Below are 22967 nucleotides of genomic sequence, written 5' to 3'. Positions count from 1 at the left end.
ACCGAAGCAATTTCCTCGCTCGACTTGCATGTGTTAAGCACGCCGCCAGCGTTCGTCCTGAGCCAGGATCAAACTCTCAATTTAAGTGTCACACTAATGTGCACAAATTTTAGTTTAATCTTACTCTAAGAATTACGTTGACTTTAAGTAGTTGCTTCAAGTTTTACACTTGTTACAATTACTTACTCACAACTTTCGTTGTGTAAGTTTTATTCAAAACTTCTTAAGTTTCCTCTGTTTAATTTTCAAAGACCATTTTTTCTTTTTCGCTAATCTCTCTCAGCGACAAGTGTTATCTTATCATATACACTTTTCTCTGTCAACAAGTTTTTTCATTTCTTTTTAATCAGTTTTTGTTGATTAATTTCTTATCTGAAATGTTTTGTTATTCTTGCGACGTGTTTTATCTTAACACCTATACGCTACATAATATTTCTCAATATTCCTAGTTATATTAAATTAATCTTATTTATCTAATAATTCCTTTTAATTTCTTTATTTTCTTATTATTGATACACTAGGACATGTTTCTATACTAAATTGCTATTTAAATTTAAATACACTATATTTTCTTCTATATTTATTATTTATATACTCCTTTATTTAACTTATTTTTTGTACTTTTTATAAATAAATATGTTTTATTTTTATTTATAATATTTGAATGTATTATATATTTTCCTATTTGATTTGCTAATTTATAATAATAAAAAGCCACTACAATTTTATAATTTGTAATGACTTTTTATTATTTTTTGTTTATTTTTCTTCTTCTGATCTTTCTAATAGTTTCTCTATAGAAGTATCATCCTCAGTTTTCACTGTATCTATACTTTCTACTACTACTTCCTGTAGAATTTCATTCTTTTCACTGCTATCTGCTGAAGATATTTTTGCAACTGCAACAACTTTTTCCTCTCCTAATGTTCTCATAAGAGTTACTCCCATTGCAGATCTACTAGTTATTGATATATCAGCTACATTAATTCTTATAGCTACTCCTGATGTGTTTATAAGCATCATTTCATCATCTTTTTTGCATACAGACGCTCCTACTAATTTACCAGTCTTCTCTGCAACTTTATAAGTTATAAGTCCTACTCCACCTCTATTTTGAGTTTTATACTCTGTTAAAGGTGTTCTTTTACCAAAACCATTTTCACTTATAACTAATAATTCTTCATCATCTGTTGCTATATCCATACAAACTGCAATGTCATTCTTTCTTAAGGATATTGCCTTTACCCCAGATGCTGTTCTACCCATTGGTCTTACATCTTTTTCACTGAATTTTATAGCATATCCGTCTTGAGTAACAATAATTATCTTAGCATCTCCAAATGTTAACTTAACTTTAAGAAGTTCATCTTCATCTCTCAAATTAAGAGCTATTAATCCATTCTTTCTTAGATTCTTAAATTCACTTAAAGGTGTCTTTTTGACTATTCCATTTTTTGTAGCCATAAATAAGTATCCCTCTAAATTCGGATCCTTTATAGAAAGTACAGTTTCAACTCTTTCATCTTGTTCTATTGGAATTATATTAACAAGATTAGTTCCTTTTGCTGATCTTCCTGCATCAGGTATCTCATATGCTCTAACTTTATATACTCTACCTCTATTAGTAAAGAATAATACATCTGAGTGAGTTGATGTTACTACAACATGATCAACAAAATCATCCTCTTTAGTAGTCATTGCCTGTATGCCTTTTCCCCCTCTTTTTTGAGCAGAATAAGTATCAGCTGCAATTCTTTTTACATATCCACTATGAGTTAATGTAATAACTATATCCTCTTCTTGTATTAAGTCTTCAAGATCAATTTCATTTTCTTGTTTCTCTATTTGAGTTCTTCTTTCATCGCCATATCTACTCTTTATTTCTAAAAGTTCTTCTTTTATAACTTCTAGAAGTTTGACTTCTGATCCTAATATATCTTTTAATCTATTTATTAGTACCATAAGCTCGTTATATTCATCTTCTATTTTATCTCTTTCTAGTCCTGTTAATCTTGCAAGTCTCATATCTAGTATAGCTTGAGATTGTTTTTCACTTAATGCAAATCTTTCAATAAGAGTGTTTCTAGCTATTTCTGAGTTTTTAGATCCTCTTATAATGCTTATAACTTCATCAATATTATCTAATGCTATCTTTAATCCTTCTAAGATATGAGCTCTTTCTTCAGCTTTACTTAGTTCAAATTCTGTTCTTCTAGTTATTACTTGCTTTTGGAAGTTTATATAATGAACTAGTATTTCTTTTAAATTAAGTACCTTTGGTTCATTATCAACTAATGCCAACATTATTACTCCAAAAGTATCCTGCATTTTAGTATGTTTATATAATAAATTAAGAACTACACTAGGATTTGCATCTCTTTTTAGTTCAATTACTATTCTCATACCATCTCTATCTGACTCATCTCTTAAATCATATATTCCATTTATTTTTTTGTCTTTAACTAAATCTGCTATATTTTCTATTAATTTAGCTTTATTTACTTGGTACGGTATTTCGGTAACAACTATTCTATGTCTTCCATTTTCCTCTTCTATATCAGCTTTTGCTCTAACTATAACTTTACCTTTTCCAGTTTCATAAGCTTCTCTTATTCCATTTTTCCCCATTATAGTTGCCGCTGTTGGAAAATCTGGTCCTTTAATTTTAGACATTAAATCAAGAACAGTAACCTCTGAATTATCTATTAGCATTATTGTTCCATCTATAATCTCACCTAAATTATGTGGAGGTATATTAGTTGCCATTCCAACTGCAATACCAGATGACCCATTAACTAAAAGATTAGGAAATCTTGATGGTAATACTACTGGCTCTTGCTCTTCTCCATCGAAATTATCTATAAAGTCTACGGTATTTTTATTAATGTCTCTTAATATTTCTGATGAAATTTTGTTCATTTTTGCTTCTGTATATCTCATTGCTGCTGCTGAGTCACCGTCTACAGAACCAAAATTTCCATGTCCATCAACTAACATATACCTCATAGAGAAATCTTGTGCCATTCTAACTAAAGCATCGTATACAGATGAATCTCCATGTGGATGATATTTACCTAAAACTTCTCCAACTATTCTTGCGCATTTTCTGTATCCCTTATCTGGTCTTATCCCCAATTCATGCATAGAAAATAAAATTCTTCTATGCACTGGTTTTAATCCATCTCTAACATCAGGAAGTGCACGGCCTACAATTACACTCATAGCATAATCAATATAACACTTTTTCATTTCATTTCTTATGTCAACGGGTACTACTTTTCCCTCATTTAAACTCATAGGTTTCACCTCAATTTTTAACTATATATCTAGATTAACTACTTTTTTTGCATTATTAGTTATGAACTCTCTTCTAGGTTCTACTTTGTCTCCCATTAAAATAGTGAATATTTCATCTGCTGCCATTGCATCATCAACGGTAGCTTTTAATAATGTTCTTTTATCAGGATCCATTGTAGTTTCCCAAAGTTGACTTGCATTCATTTCTCCAAGTCCCTTATATCTTTGTATGTTGGTATTATTATCTTTTCCGCCTATTTCTTTTAAGACTACTTCTAATTCGGCATCAGTATATGCATACCACTCTTTTTTATTTCTAGTAACTTTATATAGTGGTGGTTGCGCTATATATACATGCCCTCCGTCTATAAGCTCTCTCATATATCTATAGAAAAACGTCAATAATAGTGTTCTTATATGAGCTCCATCTACATCTGCATCTGTCATTATTATTATTCTGTTATACCTTATTTTTTCTACATCAAAATCGGTTCCTATTCCAGCACCAAATGCAGTAATCATACTTCTAATCGAATCAGCATTAAGAATTCTATCTAATCTTTGTTTCTCAACGTTTAATATTTTTCCTCTAAGTGGTAATATAGCTTGGAATCGTCTATTTCTACCTTGTTTAGCCGATCCCCCCGCAGAATCACCCTCAACTATATAAATTTCACATTCTAGAGGATCTTTAGATGAACAATCTGCAAGTTTCCCTGGTAAAGAACTTCTTTCCAATACTGATTTTCTTGTTAATTCTCTAGCTTTCCTAGCAGCTTCTCTAGCTCTAGCTGCAACTAAAGCTTTATCTATTATTATTTTACCTATATTAGGATTTTCTTCTAAGAATAAAGAAACCGTTTCTCCTACTACTCCGTCTACTATTCCTCTAACCTCTGAATTTCCCAACTTAGTTTTTGTTTGACCTTCAAATTGTGGATCTGATATTTTTACTGATACAACCGCAGTTAGCCCTTCTCTAATATCATCTCCAGATAAATTTTTGTCAGCATCCTTTAAATGCCCGAATTTTTTTCCATAGTCGTTAACAGCTCTTGTTAATGCAGTTTTAAATCCTACTAGATGGGTTCCCCCCTCTATAGTATCTATGTTATTTGCAAAAGAAAATATGTTTTCATTATAACCATCATGGTATTGAAGTGCTACTTCAACAGCTACACCATCTTTTAATCCTTCAACATATATAGGCTCCTTATGAAGAACTTCTTTGTTTCTATTTAAATAACTAACAAAAGATTTAATTCCACCTTCGTAGTAATATAATTCCTCATTTTCATCTCTTTCATCTACAAGTCTTATGTTTATTCCTTTATTTAAAAAAGCTAACTCTCTTAACCTTTTCGATAAAATCTCAAAATCAAAAACTGTTTCTTCAAAAATTTCTTCATCAGGCTTAAAATGAGTTTTAGTACCATGAGCTTCTGGTTCTGATTCTTCTAGTTTAATTAATGGTGTTAACACATTACCTTTAGAATAGCTTTGTTTCCATATATATCCATCTCTTGTTACTATAACTTCGCAAGCTTCTGAGAGAGCATTAACAACTGATGCTCCTACCCCATGTAATCCACCGGATACTTTATATCCTCCACCGCCGAATTTTCCTCCAGCATGTAGGACTGTCATTATAACTTCAACAGTAGCTTTTCCTAGCTTATCATTTATCCCTACCGGCATTCCTCTACCATCATCTATTACAGTTATTGAATTATCTTCATGTATATAAACATCTATATTTTTACAATAACCTGCTAAGGCCTCATCTATACTATTATCAACTATTTCATAAACCAAATGATGAAGACCTCTAGAACTAGTGCTTCCTATATACATTCCTGGTCTTTTTCTTACTGCCTCAAGTCCTTCAAGAACCTGAATCTGGCTGTCGTCATATTTTTGCTTATTTTCCTCCAACATTAACTCCTCCTAAACTATAATTTTATTTTTTATCTATATTAAGTTAAACATTGGAACAACTTATGTATTGTAATCTATGTCTGTTCTTTTTGTTAAAGTAGATGAGGATATCGGCGAAAGATATATTTTACTTTTTTTATTAACTTCAGCAATAACAAAAGATTTTGGTTTTTCTTTTGATATTCTTTGTACGAATCCATCCTCCTCAGCTAGCCTTAAAAACTGACTAGTATCTGAACTATACATAGTATTTTGTAAATCAAATATTCCTATAACATCTTTTATAGGAACTACAACATTTTCTCCCAAGTGTAAAAACACAAATATTCCTCCTTTAAACTTTAACACTACCATCCTTAACATTAAAAACTTTTGCACTTTCTTTTATATATTTAGATATATCTTCTATTCCTGTACAGGTTATTAAGGTTTGTATTCCGTGAATAGAATTTAAAATATATGCTTTTCTAGTAAAATCTAATTCTGATAATACATCATCTAAAAGAAGTACAGGATATTCTTTCGTGATATCTTTTATGATGTTCAACGAAGCGAATTTTATGGTTAAAACTGCCGTTCTTTGTTGTCCCTGCGATCCATAACTCTTAGCATCAATATTATTTATAAGTATTATAAAATCATCTCTATGTGGTCCAATACTAGTAACTCTTCTTTCGATATCCTTTGGTCTGTTTTTTAAAAGCCCTTCTTTCATGGATATTTTTATATTTCCTAAATCTTTTACACTAGAGACATATTTAAATTCAATATCTTCTTTTCCAGAAGTAATGTCTTTATGAATTGCTTTCCCATGATTATTCAAGTTATTTATATAATTAATACGATCTTTTATTATTTGTTCTGCAAAATTTGATAATTGTTCATCATAAACATCTAGAATGAATTCATCTATTTTTCTATTTTTTAAAACTAAATTTCTTTCATTTAAAACCTTATTATATTGAACCAGATTATAATAATACCTATTACTTAGTTGGCACAACTCCATATCTATAAATCTTCGTCTTATCCCTGGAGATTCTTTAACTATTTTTAAGTCTTCTGGAGAAAACATAACTACATTGAAAACTCCAATTAGTTCCCCTATTTTAGTTATTTTTATAGAATTAACCCGAATAGATTTTTTTCCATCTTTCAAAATATTAATATCTATTTTTTTATCTAGTCTATCCTTACTTACACTCACACTAACATAAGCATTATTTTCATTCCAATTAACAAGTTCCCTATCTTTTGAATTTCTATGAGATCTTGCAAAACCACAATAATAAATTGATTCTAGTATATTAGTTTTTCCTTGAGCATTATTTCCTATAAACACATTTACAGCTGGACCAAGTTCTATATCCAGCTTCCTATAATTCCTATAATTTAATAACATTAATTTTTTTATATACATAAAAACACCCAACTTAATTATAACACATAATATCTTTTGTGGCTTTACATGAAAATTTTAAACAATTTTAAAACTTTCATTCTCTATAGAAATTATATCTCCACTTCTTAATTTTCTTCCTCTTTGGGTACATACTTCTCCATTAACTAAAACTTCACCATCTTGAATTATCATTTTAGCCTCAGATCCTAATGAAACTGCTCCTACCCATTTTAAAAATGAATCTAACTTTATAAATTCTGTATTTATACTAATTTCATTCATACATAACTCCTCATTACAGATGCATAATTATTAATTTTAGTATATTTATGCATCTGCAAATTTGCTCCTCCCTTAAATTATCTAGCTAATCTTACAGGTAAAACTAGATATTTACTATCTTCTATATTTTTATTTCTAATAACACAAGGACTTACACTAGATGTTAACTCCAAAATAACTTCCTCTTCATCCATAACTTTTAGCACATCTAATAAATATCTAGAGTTAAATGCAATTTGCATTTCATCTCCTTGCAAATTCACCGAAACCTCTTCTCTTACTTTTCCCAATTGAGAATTGGATGTTATGATTAAAGTGTCTTCTTTTAATTCAAATTTTATAAGATTAGTGTTTCCTTCTTTTGCCATAAGAGAAGCTCTTTCTATCCCATTTTGAAGTTCTTGTTTATTTGCAGTTACCAGTCCTTTATATTCTTGAGGAAGTAAAGAGCTGTATTTTATAAATTCTCCCTCTAATAATCTTGATATAACTTTAGTTTCACCTAAATTAAATAATATGTGATTAGTAGTAAATGTTATATCTACGTCTTTATCTGTATCTTCTAATATTTTTGCAACTTCATTTAATGTTTTTCCTGGAATAACAGAACTTATTGTATTTTCTGAATCTATGATTTCTTTTCTTATAGCTAATCTATAACCATCTAATGCAACTAAATTTAAATATGAATTGTTTACTTCAAAAAGAATTCCTTGAAGTATAGGTCTTGCTTCATCTTGAGCTATTGCAAAAGATGTACCTTTAATCATATTTTTTAATAAGTTTTGAGGAATTGAAAATATTTTAGTTTCGTTTATGTTTGGTAAAGATGGAAATTCATCGCTGTTCATATAAAGTAAATTAAAGACAGATTTTTTACAAGTTATTTGTATAGTATTATCTTCGCCAATTTGTAGTTGTTCTATTACAATTTTGTCATTTGGTAGTTTTCTTATAATTTCTCCAAATAATTTAGCATCTACAACTATTGTTCCTTTTTGTAGTACTTCTGCATTTATTTTTGTTTCTATTGATATGTCTATGTCAGATCCAATTAATGTTAATCCTTCTGAATCTGCCTTTATATAAATACCTTCTAGAATAGGCATAGTAGATTTTCCAGTTATAGCTTTTTGCGCTATTGATATAGCTTCTTGTAATTTTGTTTTTTCACATATGAATTTCAATTTAAAACCTCCCTAATTATTCACAGCAAAATCGCTCTAAATATAGATAAAATTAATAATAAAATATAGTAACAATAGTAGTAGGGGCTGTGGATTTGTTCATAAGTACCTCTAGGCCTTATAAATACAAAAAAGTTAACAAAAAAATACTGTGGATAAGTTGAGCGTATTTACTATAAACTATCCACATTATTAAAAGCAAAATGTTAATTAAAATTTTATCAACAGAATATTAACTTTAGTTATGTACAATGTTAATTATTTTTGAGTAAGCTTCTTTGTTAAATCATTTATTGTATTTTGTGTGGATTCATCATTTTTTAAACCGCCTGATATTTTCTCATATGCGTGAATAACGGTAGTGTGATCTCTTCCACCAAATTCTTCTCCTATTTTAGGCAAAGATAAATCTGTAAGTTTTCTACTTAAATACATAGCTATTTGTCTTGGGTACGCTATATTTCTAGTTCTTCTTTGAGATTTTAAGTCCTCTACTCTTAAGTTATAATATGATGAAACAACATCTTGTATTGTTTCAATGGTTATATTTTTACTTTGTTTATTTGATATGATATCTTTTAAGGCCTCTGTAGCTAGATCTACTGTAATATCTCTACCGGTAAGAGATGAATACGCAACTATTCTAATAAGGGCGCCTTCTAACTCTCTAATGTTAGATTTTATTTTTGTAGCTATATATACCATTACTTCGTTAGCAACATTTAAATTTTCTACATCTGCTTTCTTCTTTAATATCGCCATTCTAGTTTCAAAATCAGGTGCTTGAATATCAGCGATAAGCCCCCATTCGAATCTACTTCTTAATCTGTCTTCTAAAGTAGGAATTTCTTTAGGTGGTCTATCAGATGATAGAATTATTTGTTTACTGGCTTCATGAAGAGCATTAAATGTATGGAAAAATTCCTCTTGAGTTCGCTCTTTACCAGCTATAAATTGAATATCATCAATAAGAAGCACATCTATATTTCTATATTTATTTCGAAATTCTTCATTTTTATCATCTTTAATTGCATTAATAAGTTCATTAGTAAATTTTTCAGATGATACATAAACAACTTTAGATTTTGAGTTATTTTGAAGAATATAGTGCCCTATAGCATGCATTAAGTGAGTTTTTCCTAGACCAACTCCCCCATATATAAATAAAGGATTATAAGCTTTAGCAGGTGATTCAGCAACAGCAAGTGATGCAGCATGGGCAAATCTGTTGGAATTACCTATAACGAATGAGTCAAAAGTATATTTAGGATTTAAGGTTGCTAGCATTAAATCATTTACTACAACAGCACTGTTTTTTTTATTATGTCTCAACGTAGTATCTTCTGAATGTAATTCACTAGTATCGGATTCAATTAAAAACTCTATATTATATTTCTTAGATGAAATAAGTTTTATTGCATTAGCTACCAAATCCTTGTATCGTTGTTCCAATATGTCCTTAGTAAATTCGTTAGGAACGCCTAGTTTTATGCTATCAGAAGATATAGATAAAGGTTCGCAACTTTTTATCCAAGTATTAAAACTAACTTCAGACATTTCACTTTTTATTATGTTTAATGTTTTTTCCCATAGTTGATTTAGTTGGGTATCCATCGTATATCCTCCAGTTACCTAATTATAAAAATTTCAAAAAAAGTATGTATATATAAAAAAATCTATAAATATAAACAACTTACTAACAGAAAATATGTACACATCCTATAATGATTGACTATGTATAAAAAAATATTCACATGTTAATAAATTTGTTGATATGTTTTAAAGTGTATATAAAAAGTTATGTTATCAACAATTGTGGAAAAAATAAAATCAACACTATAAACAATGAATAATATCTTGAAATAAGATAAAAATATATAAGGTGATGATGAGAACTGCCAAAAGTTGAACAAGTTATACACATAAATATCCACAGCTGTGGATAAGTTTGGTGTGAAATTAATTTATTCACAACATATTATTAATAATAACATAAATAAACAAAGGGGTTCAATAATTTATCCACAATTTTTATCTTTGTTAAGTATTTTATTAACATATTAAGTTTTCTTGACATGACTATTAAGGAAATATATAATTAAAAGGTAAAACTCAAAATGAGCAATAATATAGTTTTACTATATAAAATATAATTTGAAGGGGGTGTAGCTACATGTTCATGACATACCAACCTAAAAAGAAACAAAGAAAAAGAGAACATGGATTTAGAAAGAGAATGAGCACTTTATCTGGAAGAAACGTGCTTAAGAGAAGAAGACTAAAAGGAAGAAAAAGATTAACAGCATAAGGGCCGCTTTTGTGGCCTTTTTCTGCAAATGCAGAAATAAAAGGGAGACTTGATAAATGAGTATACAAAAACTAAGAAAAAATCTTGAGTTTAGAAATGTATATAGAAGAGGAAAGTCTTTTTCTAATGATACTTTAGTTTTATATATATTTTATAATAGAAGAAATAGAGACAATAATGATAAATTTAATAGGATTGGGATATCAGTAAGCAAAAAAGTTGGAAAGAGTGTAGTTAGGAGTAGAGTTAAAAGGTTAATTAGTGAGTGTTATAGATTGAATTGTAATAACTTGAAAGAAGGACACGATTTAGTTTTTATTGCTAGAAATGCTATTAAAGATAAAAGCTATTGGGATATAGAAAAAGCTATGCTTAATTTATTTAAAAGGTCAGGGATGATATATAATGAAAAGGATTTTAATAATTCTGATAAAGTTTTATAAAAGGTTCATTTCTCCTATGATGAGGTCCAATTGTATATACATACCAACTTGCTCTCAATATGCAATTGATGCAATTGAAAAATATGGAGCTATAAAAGGAAGTTTTATGGCTATAAAAAGAATTTTAAGATGTCATCCTTTCCACAAGGGTGGTTATGATCCAGTTAAGTAAATTACTAGGAGGTATTTATTTTGTTTAATGGTATAGCTGAATTTTTATATACGGTTGTAGAAAAGTTACAAGGTTTTATTTCAAATATAGGAATAACAGATATAGGTGTATCTTATGTTTTATCAGTATTGCTTCTTACATTAATAATAAGATTATTGATATTACCACTAAATATAAAGTCTATGAAGTCAACAGCTAAGATGCAAGAGATTCAACCTGAATTAAAAAAGATACAAACTAAGTATAAAAATAATCCTGAAAAATTACAACAAGAAACAGTAAAGTTGTATAAAGAAAATAATGTTAGTATGACGGGTGGATGTCTTCCAATGATAATTCAGATGCCTATATTATTTGCTTTATATGGTGCATTTATGAAAATTACTGCAGTAGAAGGACAGTCATTTTTATGGATAGCAGATTTATCTAAAAAAGATCCGTCTTTTATATTACCAGTTTTAGCAGCTGCTTTAACATACTTATCAACGGTGTATTCTACAAAAGCAAATTCTGCATCTGCAGCTCAGGCACCAGGAACTCCAAATATGGGTTCTATGAATATAGCTATGTCTGTTATGATAGGGGTATCAGCGATTAATTTTAGATCATTACTAGTTTTATATTGGATAATGGGTAGCGTAATACAAATAATCCAAACATATGTTATAGTTACTTTACCTAAGAAAAGAAAAGCAAAGCAAGCTCAAATTTCATAGATATTTATTTTATATAACTGCAGGGTAGGTGAATTTAATATGAAGTTAATAGAAGTTAATGGAAGAACTGTAGATGAGGCAGTAGATTCTGCCTTAAAGGAACTGAATGTTACTAAAGATAAAGTTGAAATCGAAATCCTAGACGAAGGAAATAAAGGATTTTTAAACATTTTTGGTGCAAAACCTGCCAGAATAAAAGTTAAAGTTAAAAGAGATTATATAGTTGAAGCAAAAAGTTTTTTGAGAAATGTTTTAAATTCTATGGAAATTAAGGCTGAAATAAGAATGAAGGAAGAAGATGATACTCTAAATATTAATCTAATTGGTCCTAATATGGGATTAATTATCGGTTATAGGGGGGAAACCTTAGATTCTTTGCAATATCTTATTTCTCTTGTAGTTAATAAAGGACATGAAAATCCTTATAAAAGGGTAGTACTTGATACTGAAAACTATAGAGCTAAGAGAGAAGAAACTCTTAAACGATTAGCTGGAAAAACTGCATTTAAAGTACGAAAATTTAAAAAGGCTATTAAATTAGAACCTATGAATCCTTACGAAAGAAGGATAATACATGCGGCATTACAAAATGATAAATCCGTATGCACTTACAGTGAGGGAGAAGAGCCTTTTAGAAAAATAGTTATTGATTTTAAAAGAGATTAGAAAGCCTGTTTGGGCTTTCTTTTATATATTCAATAAATTTTGACTAAGATAAATCTATTATGTAAAATATTTTGTAGTAGGGATATATTAGGTATAAATTTTTTAAGGAGGCCTAGTTAATAATGAAAGAGTTTGATACTATAGCTGCCATTGCTACTCCAGTTGGAGAAGGAGGCATATCTATAATAAGAATTTCTGGAAGTAATTCATTGGATATTGTTGATAAAATATTCAAGGCTAAAAATAATAAAAGTATTTTAGATATGAAATCTTATACTATGAGATATGGATATATAGTAAATGATGGAGATATTATAGATGAAGTAATAGTAAGCTTTATGAAAGGTCCTAAGAGTTTTACTTCAGAAGATATAGTTGAAATTAATTGTCATGGTGGAGTTGTTTCAACAAATAAAGTTTTAGATTCGGTTATAAGATTTGGTGCTAGACTTGCAGAACCAGGTGAGTTTACTAAACGGGCATTTTTAAATGGAAGAATAGACTTAAGTCAAGCAGAGGCTGTTATTGATATAATAAGAGCAAAAACAGACTTGTCTATGAAATCTGCTTTAGCTCAAAGTCAGGGATTACTTTCCCAGGAAATAAATAAATTAAAAGAGCATCTTCTTAATGCTTTGGCGTTAATAGAGTATGATGTTGATTTTACGGAAGATGAAGAAGAACCAGATGAGACTATTCCAATAAGAGTAGAAGAAAATTTGGTAGAGTCTATAGATAAAATTAATAAATTAATTGTAAATGCTGAGGAAGGTAAAATATTAAGGGAAGGTTTAAACATGGTTATAATAGGAAAACCTAATGTTGGAAAATCTTCTTTGCTTAACTATTTACTTCAAGAAAAAAGGGCTATAGTAACTGATATTCCTGGAACAACTCGAGATGTAATAGAAGAATATATAAATTTAGATGGAATTCCAGTTAAAATTGTTGATACTGCTGGTATTAGAGAAACAGAAGACATTGTAGAGAAAATAGGTGTTGAAAAATCTAAAGAAAAAATAGATGAGGCAGATTTAGTGGTATTAATGCTGGATATTAGTAGGGATTTTGAAGAACAAGATAGAGAGATAGTTAACTATATTAAAGATAAAAAACATATAGTACTTTTAAATAAGGTGGATTTAGATTATAAGATAAATAGAGATAGTCTTATAGATTTAGAAAATATTTTGGAAGTCTCTATTAGAAATGATGAAGGCATAGAAGCTTTTAAAGATAAGATTAAAGAGTTATTTTTTGGTGGAAAATTACAAAGTGAAAGTATTATTATATCCAATACAAGGCATAAAGAAGCTTTATATAGAGCAAAAGAAAATTGTGAATTAGCTTTAATGAGTGTAAGGAAAAATGAGTTTTTGGATTTAATATCTATATATGTAACCTCTGGATTAAAGGCTCTTGGTGAGATTACTGGTTCAGAGATTGAAGAAGATTTAGTGAATAAGATCTTCTCAGAATTCTGTGTAGGAAAGTAGGAAAAAAATATGAAGTATTTAGGCGGAATATTTGATGTTATAATAGTTGGGGCAGGTCATGCAGGTAGTGAAGCTGCTCTTGCTTCTGCGAGAATGGGATGCAAGACTTTATTGTGCACAATGAATTTAGATTCTGTAGCATTTATGCCTTGCAACCCCAATATTGGTGGAACAGCAAAAGGACATTTAGTAAAAGAAGTTGATGCCTTAGGTGGAGAAATGGGCGTTAATATAGATTATACTTTTATTCAATCGAGAATGTTAAATACCTCAAAAGGACCGGCAGTACACTCTTTAAGAGCTCAAGCTGATAAAAAAAGGTACCAAGAGAGAATGAAAAATATAATTGAGAATCAAGAAAATCTTTTTTTGCGTCAACTTGAAGTAACTGAACTTGAAGTGGAAGATGGAAAGATTAATGGAGTAGTTACTAAAAATGGAGCAGTCTTTAAAGCTGCATCAGTGGTATTGGCAACTGGGACATATCTTAAAGGAAAAGTTATAATTGGGGAAACTGCGTATAGTAGTGGTCCTAATGGATTATTCCCTGCAAATGATTTATCTCAGTCATTATTAGATTTAGATATATCGTTAAGAAGGTTTAAAACAGGTACTCCTGCAAGAATAAATAAACGTAGTGTGGATTTCAGCAATATGTCCGAGCAAAAAGGTGATGAAAAAATAGTCTCATTCTCATTTATGCATGATAATATTGATAAAGAGCAGGTATCTTGTTGGTTAGCTTATACTAATGAAAATACTCATGAGGTTATAAGAAAAAATATAAATAGATCTCCAATTTATAATGGATCAATCGAAGGAATAGGTCCTAGATACTGCCCATCTATTGAAGATAAAGTAATGAGATTTCCAGATAAATTGCAACATCAAATTTTTATAGAGCCTGAGGGTAATGATACTGAAGAAATGTATGTAGGTGGAATGAGCTCATCATTGCCTGAGGATGTTCAAATAGAAATGTTAAGAACTATAAAGGGTTTGGAGAATGTTGAAATAATGAGAACTGCCTATGCAATAGAATATGATTGCATTGACCCTACTCAATTAAAACCTTCTTTGGAATTCAAAAATATAAAAGGATTATTTGGTGCAGGTCAACTTAATGGAAGTTCGGGTTATGAAGAGGCGGCAGCGCAAGGTATAATTGCTGGAATAAATGCAGCTTTAAACGTAAAAAATGAAGAGCCTTTGATTTTAACTAGATCTGATGCTTATATTGGTGTTTTAATAGATGATCTTGTTACGAAGGGAACTTCAGAACCATATAGAATGATGACATCTCGTTCAGAGTACAGGTTATTATTAAGGCAGGACAACGCGGATTTAAGATTAACTGAATTTGGATATAAAGTTGGATTAGTAACAGAAGAGCGATATAAAAGATATTTGAATAGAAAAAATAATATAGAACAAGAAATTGATAGAATGAAGAAGCTTCAAGTAACTAACAAAAGAGAGAATAACGAAATATTGTTAGCTTTAGACTCTTCAGAGTTAAAGAAACCTATTTCCATGTATGAGCTTATTAAAAGGCCGGAATTAGATTATTTTTCTGTAAGCCGATTGGATGAAGAGAGGGTAGATTTACCTTATAATATTGGAGAACAAGTAAATATAATTGCAAAATATGAAGGTTATATAGATAAGCAACTTGAACAGGTTGAACAGTTTAAAAAAATAGAAAAGAGATTAATACCGCAGGAATTAGACTTTAACGATATTAGAGGATTAAGAAAAGAAGCTATTCAAAAGCTAGCGAAGATTAGACCAATTAATATAGGGCAGGCATCAAGAATTTCTGGTGTATCTCCAGCTGATATTTCTGTTTTATTAATTTATATGGAACAATACAGTAGACAAAAAAATTCTTAAAGGAGAGTTATATGGAATTCTTTGATTTAATGAGTAGAGCTTGTAAAGATGTAGGTTTAGAATTAACAGAAGAGAAATACAATAAATTTATAATGTATAAAGATCTTATACAAGAATGGAATAAACAAATAAATCTAACAGCCATTATTGAAGATGAAGACATAATAAAAAAACATTTTATAGATTGTATAAAAGCTTTTAAAGTAGATGAATTTAAAAATGCAAAATCTATAATTGATGTTGGAACAGGAGCAGGATTTCCTGGTATTCCATTAGCTATAATGAATGAAGATGTAGAAATAACTCTTCTAGATTCACTAAACAAAAGAGTTAATTTCCTTAATGTTGTAGTTAATAAATTAACTCTTAATAACGTTACAACTATTCACTCTAGAGCTGAAGATGGTGCTAGAAATAGTGAATTAAGAGAAAAATTTGATATAGCAACATCTAGAGCAGTTGCGAACATGAGTGTGTTATCAGAGTTATGTATTCCTTATGTCAAAAACAATGGACATTTCATTGCACTTAAAGGTCCATCTATTGAAGGTGAGTTAGAAGGGTCTCGAAATGCATTAAAGGTACTTGGTGCAAAATTAATAGATGTGGTAGAAGTTGAAGTTGAGGATACTGATTTAAAACACAATTTAGTTTTAGTGAAAAAGATTAAATCAACCTCAAATATTTATCCAAGGAAGGCTGGAACTATAAATAAAAAACCGATTGTGTAAATTCTTAGATTATTTTGTCTAACGATTTTTAAATATAAAAGAAGGATAAATTAATGTCTTTGTAGAAAATGTTAAATAATGGGAAATAATGTTAAACCAATAGTAAGGGATGGTAGAGGTCTATGCAAAATGAAGTCTTGTATGTAAATATAGAAAGTATTATACCAAATACTTATCAACCTAGGAAATTCTTCGATGAAGAAACTTTAGTAGAATTATCTCAATCTATAAAACAATATGGAATTATACAACCTTTAACTGTTAGAAAAAGAGGAGTTAGCTATGAATTAGTTGCAGGTGAAAGAAGATGGCGTGCAGCAAAATTAGCAAATATTCAAACTGTTCCTTGTAATATAATTGATATAACTGATACAGAATCGGCTGAGATTGCTTTATTGGAAAATCTACAAAGAGAGGACTTAAACTTTATTGAAGAAGCAGAAGCATATTATAACCTAATAAATGAACATAATTTTACTCAAGATGAATTAGCTAATAGAATGGGAAAAAAGCAATCTACAATTGCAAATAAACTGAGGTTACTAAAACTTGACTCTAAAATTAGAGAGTTATGCTTAGAAAATAGTTTGACAGAAAGACATGCTAGGGCTTTATTATCTTTACCAAATGAAGAAATGCAATTAAAAGTTGTAAAGAAAATTATAGAACAAGGTTTAAATGTTAAGAAAACTGAAGAACTTATAAATAAAGAACTATTAAAATTAGCTGGGGATGAGTTAAGCTCAAAAGGTACAAAAAGAATAACAGGAATATTTTCTCCTAAGATATATGTTAATTCAATAAAACAAGTATTTGATAAGTTCAAGATTCCAGCTCAATACAAATCTAAGGACTGTGGCGAGTATATTCAGATTACCGTAAATATACCAAAGAAATAAATTTAGAAATCCATCTATTAGTAGGTGGATTTTTTTATTATAAAAGAATAAAGTGTTTCACGTGAAACATTTTTATTAAATTTGAATTATAAATTAGATAAATGCTTTTAATATATGTATTTAAAATATATAATGTTATTGTACATAATAAAATTAAGGGATAAAAGAGGGGGAACTATGAAAGTTATATGTGTTTTTAATCAAAAAGGCGGAGTTGGTAAAACTACTACTAATATAAATTTATGTTCATATTTAGCAATGGAAGGGTACAAGGTTTTAGCAATAGATATGGATCCTCAGGGAAACACTACTTCTGGAGTTGGCATAGATAAGAGGATATTAGAAAAATCCATATATGACGTTATAACTTCAGATGTACCCTTAGAAGAAATTATACAGCAGTCAAGTTTGGTAGAAAATCTATACATAGCGCCTGCAACAATGGAATTAGCTGGAGCAGAAGTTGAGATAATAAATAATACTCAGAGAGAAAAAATTCTATTAAATCAAATTAAGAAGTTAGATGGAAAATTCGATTTTGTATTTATTGATTGCCCGCCTTCGTTAGGGATACTAACTATTAATGCTTTAACCAGTTCAAATTCTGTTTTTATACCAATTCAATGTGAATTTTATGCTTTGGAAGGCGTTGGTCAACTTATAAATACAATTGGTTTAGTAAAAAAGTCCTTAAATAAGAATATAGATATCGAGGGTGTTGTTATGACTATGTATGACAGCAGAACAAATTTGAGTAATGAAGTGCTTAAGGAAGTTGATAAATATTTCGGAGATAAGGTATATAAAACAACAATTCCTAGAAATATTAGGTTAGCTGAGGCTCCAAGTTTTGGACTACCTATAATGTTATATGATGATAAATGTAAAGGTGCAGAATCATATGCAAATTTGACAAAAGAATTTTTAAGTAGGCAATAAGGGGTAGGATATGAGTAAAAAATTTGGACTAGGGAAAGGGTTAAATGCTCTAATCCCTAATGATTATGAAGAAATAGCAGTGGAAAAAAGCAGTCAAACTTTAATATCACTAAATGATATTAAAGCTAATAGAGAGCAGCCAAGAAAAAGTTTTGATAATGAAAAAATATTGGAGTTATCACAATCAATTAAAAATCATGGCATTATTCAACCTTTAATTTTAAAAAAGAAAGATGATTTTTATGTAATAATTGCAGGAGAAAGAAGATGGAGAGCCGCAAAATTGGCAGGTTTAAAAGAGGTTCCAGCAATTATAATGGATATCACAGATAAAGAGTTGCTAGAACTTTCTTTAATAGAAAATATCCAAAGAGAGGATTTAAATCCTATAGAAGAAGGAAAAGCTTTTAAAAAATTACTTGAGGATTTTAATTTAACTCAGGAATCTTTGAGTGAAACTCTATCCAAATCCAGAACATCTATAACGAATACTATGAGATTACTTAATTTAGATGATAGAGTTCAAGATTATATAATAGATGGTGTTATTAGTGAAGGTCATGGAAGAACTTTATTAGGAATTAAAGAAAAGGATATTCAATATGAACTTGCACAAAAGGTTATAGATGATAAAATATCTGTACGTGAACTAGAAAAAATAGTTAGAAATATTACGGATATTAAAAATGAAAAAAAATTAGAGGAAAAGATTAAAGATTTATCTATTTACTACAAGGATATTAGAGAAAAATTAGAAAACTATTTTGGAACTAAGGTCAATATTGAAAAAAAGAAGAATAAAGGTAAAATAGAAATAGAGTATTATTCTGAAGAAGATTTACAAAGAATATTAGATATAATTAATATGCAATAGACAGTTTCACGTGAAACATAATGAAAAGGAGAAAATGATGGAAAATATACTTAGTATTATAAATTCTTACGGAGCATATATATTTATAGGTATGGGAGTAGTAATAGTATTCTTATTCATTCTAATAATGATATTATTTAGATCTCTTAATAAGGTTGAAAATAGGTATAGAAAATTAATGCGTGGAGCAAATAGTAAAAATATTGAAGAGTTAATAATGGGATATCTAGACAAAGTAGATAAAGCAAATGAAAAATCTCAAGAGGCATTTGATCTATGCAATAAAGTTGAAGAAAAAATGAAAAAGTCAATTCAAAAGGTTTCTGTTATAAGATATAAGGCGTTTGAAGATGTTGGAAGCGATTTGAGTTTCTCTGTAGCACTTTTAGATGAAAACAATGATGGTGTGATACTTACAGGAATATATGGAAGAAATGAAAGCACTACTTATGCAAAACCAATAGATAAAGGAATATCAAGATATGATTTATCAGAAGAAGAGATGAGTGTTTTAAATAAAGCAATTGGAACTGTTTAATACAAAAGTATAAAAACCTCCCTTAAAGAAATACTAGCTTTAAGGGAGGTTTTTTACATGAATATATACATAAGTGATGAACTAGAGTATCTAAGAAAAGATTTTATAAGTAAAGGATATAAATTAGTAAAGGATCCTTACAAAAGTGATGTAATATTAACCAATCTAAAAGAAACAAACTTAAGTAATATCAATAATAGAATGAGAAATTCAAATATAATAATAATAGATTCTGTAAGTAGGAATATAAAAGATATAGAAGATATATTAACAAACTACTATGGAAATGACTTGTATTAAATATATTCTATAAATTTTCTAAAACTTTAACGATGGAGTTATTTCTACCACCAATAGCTTTTATAGCAAAATGATAAATACCTTTAGATATAGTGTCAGCTAAAGTCATAACTGTGAAAAGTCTAGTATTTTGAAGAACCATAAATTCAAAATTTCCAGAAATATTAACAATACCAGTTATACTTAAATCTCCTACAGCTGGTAGGTCTTTATTAACAGCTAGGCCAGGAAACAACGGTTTTTGGTCCAATATAACCTTACCTACATTCTGAAGATTACCTAAACAAGCATCAATGGCAATGATATATGGATTATCATATAAAGAATTAATTTCATTAAGTGTTTGGTGAAGATTTTTTGCATGTACAGGATTCTCTAAGTCTCCATAAAGTATAATGTTTTTTCTGATTAAACATTTGAGTTTATAACCGACTAAAGGACCAAGAGAATCTCCAGTGGATCTATCAGTGCCAATGCATATAAAAACAATAGTTCTATTATCACTTATTATAGGTTTTAACTTTTCAAATAGATAATCTCTTATTTCAAATATAGTTTTTGGAGACGTAGCATCGCAAATTAATTTAGACATAAAAAAACCTCCTTTAAATGGAATTATTTCCATTTAAGGAGGTTTCTATACTTAAAGAATACCTTCTTCTTTAAATATAGCATAAAACACTACCATAAACATACAAAAGAACATACCTGAAACACCATTAGCTTTTAATCCAATAAATATGGCAGCTAATACTGCAACAGGATTTAATCCTAATGAAGTTGACATAACCTTAGGTTCAATAATTTGTCTTGTGATAAATACAATGACATACCAAATCAATAAACCTACGCCAACCAAATGATTTCCAATAAACAGATTATAAATAATTAATGGTATATAAATCATAGGCATTCCTAGTACAGGTAACAGATCTAACAATGCACATAACATACTAAGGATAAGTGCATATTTAACTCTAAAGATAGTAAAGCCAATAAGAGTGATTACAAAAGACATCAAAATTAATAACATATATGAAATTCCATAAGTAATAAGTTTATGTCTTACCTTGGCAAAAATAACAAAAAAAGAATTGTTCTCTAAAGGTAATGAAGACATCAAATCTCTTGAGTCAGAGGTTGCAAATTTTTTTGTAAAGAAGTATGTTGTTAAAAGTGTAAAAATTATTATCATAAGCATGTAAGGAATATAAGAAGCAACTGATAAAACAAAAGTAACAACTGATGATCCAACTGAAACACTAATATTTACAATTTTACTTATAGACCCTGATGTAGCATCTTGAATAGAGCTAATTATAACTGGGTCTATATCTAGATTATAAAAGTAATCCTGAATTTCAGTAAATTTAGTCGCAATATCAGCAGGGTTTTTGGATAAGTATTCCTGAACATTTTTTGTTAAATTTACAATTTGAGAAGATAATGACCCTATGAGTATAGTTATTGTTATAATAAGTATAGAGAAAAACAAAAGCGTTGTTATAATTGAAGCTAACGAATCCTTTAATTTAAAGCTCTTAATTAGGTACTTAGTTGGTTTACGCAAAATCAAAGCAAATAAAGCAGCAAGCACAAATGGAACTGTATATGGCAAGGTTTTAAAGAAAATAATAAATCCCAATGTATAAAGAATAAAAAAAAGCGCTAATTTGCTAATTTTATCTTCAAATTTTTTCATGATCATCTCCCCTTTAATAAAGTACTTATAAACAGTAAGCTTGTTCTACACATTATACCAAATATTTCATAATACATAAAGTCTAATTGATAAGTGAAGTATAAAAGATAGAATATTAAATTTTAGACTATACAAAAAATTTTTAATCAATAATCTTAAAATATAACTTAAAAAAATAATGGATGTTTTGTATAATATAATATGAAAAAGCATGAAATAAGTTTTGTGTAAAACTAATGAAAGATAAGCACAAGTAAATAGCTGGAGGAAGATTAAATGTATATATTAAACTCTTTTTTTTCGATAGATTTTGATAGTGAGAAGGTATATATAGGAAAATATCCTATTGATCTAGAAAAAATTCAAAATATAATAGGTAAAATTATTCAGATTATAATAATATTAATATTAATGGCAATAGCTATTAAAGTGGGTAATTATATTATAAATAGGTTTGTGAAAAGACAGGCAATGAGTAGAGCAAGTTTTACATTAGATGAAAAGAAAGCTACTACTATTGGGGAGGTTTTAAAAAGTATATTAAGATATTCAGTTTACTTTTTTGGAGTAGCTGCAATTGTTGCAAATATATTTACCGGTATTTCATTAACCTTAGCATCTATTGGAGGGGTAGCTTTAGGGTTTGGAGCTCAAAATCTAGTTAAAGACTTGATAAATGGATTTTTTATATTATTTGAAGATCAATATGCTGTAGGAGATTATGTAACCATAGGTTCATTTTCTGGAACAGTTGAAACAATTGGTATTAGGACAACAGTACTAAAAGGATTTAGTGGAGATATTCATTTAATACCAAATGGAACAATACAGCAAGTAACAAACCATTCTAGAGGAGCAATGAAGGTAGAAGTTGATGTTGTTGTACCTTATAAAGAAAACTATGATAAAGTATCAAATATAATAAATAATGCATGTAAGAAAGTCGTTGAAGAAAATGAAAATGTTATAGATGAGCCTAAGGTATTAGGAATAGTTTCATTAGATAGTTCATCAATGACAATAAGAGTAAATGGAACAAGTAAGCCAATGGGACAATGGGAAATAGAAAGAACCTTGAAGAAGGAAATCAAAAAAGCATTAGAAGAAGGATCAATAGAAATACCATATCCTAGAACTGAAATGATAACAATTAAAAGTATTGATAACGAGTAAAGAGTGGGGGA

The 22967-nt window shown here is 29.0% G+C and carries 23 protein-coding genes and 1 rRNA gene; 14 read left to right on the top strand and 10 right to left on the bottom strand.

The genetic code is table 11. From position 1 onward, the window contains the following. The 8 genes from BUA92_RS16265 to dnaA form a co-directional block, all read right to left on the bottom strand. Positions 1 to 84, bottom strand: a 16S ribosomal RNA gene (locus BUA92_RS16265); the annotation flags it as partial. Between the two features lie 675 nt (positions 85 to 759). Then, positions 760 to 3297: a DNA gyrase subunit A gene (gyrA, locus tag BUA92_RS16260; RefSeq protein ID WP_073021307.1), complete on the bottom strand. Its 2538-nt coding sequence runs from the start codon at positions 3295 to 3297 to the stop codon at positions 760 to 762. 21 nt (positions 3298 to 3318) lie between these two features. Further along, positions 3319 to 5235 (bottom strand): DNA topoisomerase (ATP-hydrolyzing) subunit B, encoded by a 1917-nt coding sequence (gene gyrB / locus BUA92_RS16255; RefSeq protein ID WP_175550919.1) that lies wholly within the window; start codon positions 5233 to 5235, stop codon positions 3319 to 3321. Between the two features lie 60 nt (positions 5236 to 5295). Next, complete coding sequence (remB, locus tag BUA92_RS16250) at positions 5296 to 5556, bottom strand: extracellular matrix regulator RemB (RefSeq protein ID WP_021803992.1); 261 nt, start codon at positions 5554 to 5556, stop codon at positions 5296 to 5298. A 13-nt stretch (positions 5557 to 5569) separates the two neighbouring features. Continuing rightward, positions 5570 to 6655 carry a DNA replication/repair protein RecF gene (gene recF / locus BUA92_RS16245; protein ID WP_073021305.1) on the bottom strand — a complete coding sequence of 362 codons (1086 nt, stop codon included), beginning with the start codon at positions 6653 to 6655 and terminating at the stop codon, positions 5570 to 5572. A gap of 57 nt (positions 6656 to 6712) precedes the next feature. After that, positions 6713 to 6919: a S4 domain-containing protein YaaA gene (gene yaaA, locus BUA92_RS16240; protein WP_073021303.1), complete on the bottom strand. Its 207-nt coding sequence runs from the start codon at positions 6917 to 6919 to the stop codon at positions 6713 to 6715. A gap of 77 nt (positions 6920 to 6996) precedes the next feature. After that, a complete protein-coding gene (gene dnaN / locus BUA92_RS16235; RefSeq protein WP_073021301.1) occupies positions 6997 to 8106 on the bottom strand; it encodes a DNA polymerase III subunit beta in 1110 nt (369 codons plus the stop codon). A gap of 258 nt (positions 8107 to 8364) precedes the next feature. Then, positions 8365 to 9720, bottom strand: a complete 1356-nt coding sequence (gene dnaA / locus BUA92_RS16230; RefSeq protein ID WP_073021299.1) for a chromosomal replication initiator protein DnaA — start codon at positions 9718 to 9720, stop codon at positions 8365 to 8367. A gap of 559 nt (positions 9721 to 10279) precedes the next feature. On the opposite strand from dnaA, the gene rpmH reads away from it, so the two are divergent. The 13 genes from rpmH to BUA92_RS16165 all read left to right on the top strand — a co-directional run bounded on the left by rpmH (position 10280) and on the right by BUA92_RS16165 (position 20081). Next, complete coding sequence (rpmH, locus tag BUA92_RS16225; protein WP_021803997.1) at positions 10280 to 10414, top strand: 50S ribosomal protein L34; 135 nt, start codon at positions 10280 to 10282, stop codon at positions 10412 to 10414. A gap of 56 nt (positions 10415 to 10470) precedes the next feature. Continuing rightward, positions 10471 to 10857 (top strand): ribonuclease P protein component, encoded by a 387-nt coding sequence (gene rnpA / locus BUA92_RS16220; RefSeq protein WP_073021296.1) that lies wholly within the window; start codon positions 10471 to 10473, stop codon positions 10855 to 10857. After that, the gene (gene yidD, locus BUA92_RS16215) at positions 10817 to 11029 is read left to right on the top strand and encodes a membrane protein insertion efficiency factor YidD (RefSeq protein ID WP_175550921.1); all 213 of its coding nucleotides are present in this window, start codon (positions 10817 to 10819) and stop codon (positions 11027 to 11029) included. Before rnpA ends, yidD begins: the two co-directional genes overlap by 41 nt. Before the next feature lie 20 nt (positions 11030 to 11049). After that, complete coding sequence (yidC, locus tag BUA92_RS16210; RefSeq protein WP_242950183.1) at positions 11050 to 11745, top strand: membrane protein insertase YidC; 696 nt, start codon at positions 11050 to 11052, stop codon at positions 11743 to 11745. A 39-nt stretch (positions 11746 to 11784) separates the two neighbouring features. Continuing rightward, positions 11785 to 12411, top strand: coding sequence for an RNA-binding cell elongation regulator Jag/EloR (gene jag / locus BUA92_RS16205; RefSeq protein ID WP_073021289.1), 627 nt, complete (start codon positions 11785 to 11787; stop codon positions 12409 to 12411). Positions 12412 to 12533: 122 nt separating this feature from the next. After that, on the top strand, positions 12534 to 13907 hold the full coding sequence (gene mnmE, locus BUA92_RS16200) for a tRNA uridine-5-carboxymethylaminomethyl(34) synthesis GTPase MnmE (RefSeq protein WP_073021286.1): 1374 nt from the start codon (positions 12534 to 12536) through the stop codon (positions 13905 to 13907). A 9-nt stretch (positions 13908 to 13916) separates the two neighbouring features. Next, positions 13917 to 15800, top strand: a complete 1884-nt coding sequence (mnmG, locus tag BUA92_RS16195; RefSeq protein ID WP_073021283.1) for a tRNA uridine-5-carboxymethylaminomethyl(34) synthesis enzyme MnmG — start codon at positions 13917 to 13919, stop codon at positions 15798 to 15800. An 11-nt stretch (positions 15801 to 15811) separates the two neighbouring features. Beyond that, positions 15812 to 16531, top strand: a complete 720-nt coding sequence (rsmG, locus tag BUA92_RS16190) for a 16S rRNA (guanine(527)-N(7))-methyltransferase RsmG (protein WP_073021281.1) — start codon at positions 15812 to 15814, stop codon at positions 16529 to 16531. A gap of 122 nt (positions 16532 to 16653) precedes the next feature. Next, positions 16654 to 17430, top strand: coding sequence for a nucleoid occlusion protein (gene noc, locus BUA92_RS16185; protein ID WP_073021279.1), 777 nt, complete (start codon positions 16654 to 16656; stop codon positions 17428 to 17430). A gap of 177 nt (positions 17431 to 17607) precedes the next feature. Beyond that, a complete protein-coding gene (locus tag BUA92_RS16180; protein WP_073021276.1) occupies positions 17608 to 18369 on the top strand; it encodes a ParA family protein in 762 nt (253 codons plus the stop codon). 10 nt (positions 18370 to 18379) lie between these two features. Then, on the top strand, positions 18380 to 19243 hold the full coding sequence (locus BUA92_RS16175) for a ParB/RepB/Spo0J family partition protein (protein WP_073021274.1): 864 nt from the start codon (positions 18380 to 18382) through the stop codon (positions 19241 to 19243). 37 nt (positions 19244 to 19280) lie between these two features. Continuing rightward, a complete protein-coding gene (locus BUA92_RS16170) occupies positions 19281 to 19781 on the top strand; it encodes a DUF4446 family protein (protein WP_073021271.1) in 501 nt (166 codons plus the stop codon). A gap of 57 nt (positions 19782 to 19838) precedes the next feature. Further along, positions 19839 to 20081, top strand: a complete 243-nt coding sequence (locus tag BUA92_RS16165) for a hypothetical protein (protein WP_073021265.1) — start codon at positions 19839 to 19841, stop codon at positions 20079 to 20081. A gap of 7 nt (positions 20082 to 20088) precedes the next feature. Here BUA92_RS16165 and yyaC read toward each other — a convergent pair whose 3' ends face one another. Both yyaC and ytvI read right to left on the bottom strand, forming a co-directional pair. Further along, complete coding sequence (yyaC, locus tag BUA92_RS16160) at positions 20089 to 20673, bottom strand: spore protease YyaC (protein ID WP_073021263.1); 585 nt, start codon at positions 20671 to 20673, stop codon at positions 20089 to 20091. A gap of 51 nt (positions 20674 to 20724) precedes the next feature. Beyond that, the gene (gene ytvI, locus BUA92_RS16155; RefSeq protein ID WP_073021261.1) at positions 20725 to 21783 is read right to left on the bottom strand and encodes a sporulation integral membrane protein YtvI; all 1059 of its coding nucleotides are present in this window, start codon (positions 21781 to 21783) and stop codon (positions 20725 to 20727) included. A gap of 276 nt (positions 21784 to 22059) precedes the next feature. Between ytvI and BUA92_RS16150 the strand changes: the two genes are divergently transcribed. After that, positions 22060 to 22956, top strand: a complete 897-nt coding sequence (locus BUA92_RS16150; protein WP_073021259.1) for a mechanosensitive ion channel family protein — start codon at positions 22060 to 22062, stop codon at positions 22954 to 22956. Positions 22957 to 22967 lie beyond the last annotated feature (11 nt).

The organism is Clostridium intestinale DSM 6191 (genome assembly GCF_900130055.1).
Classification (GTDB): domain Bacteria; phylum Bacillota; class Clostridia; order Clostridiales; family Clostridiaceae; genus Clostridium_T; species Clostridium_T intestinale.
Note: the sequence above shows the minus strand (reverse complement) of the source record. Positions and strands in the feature narration are given on the sequence as shown.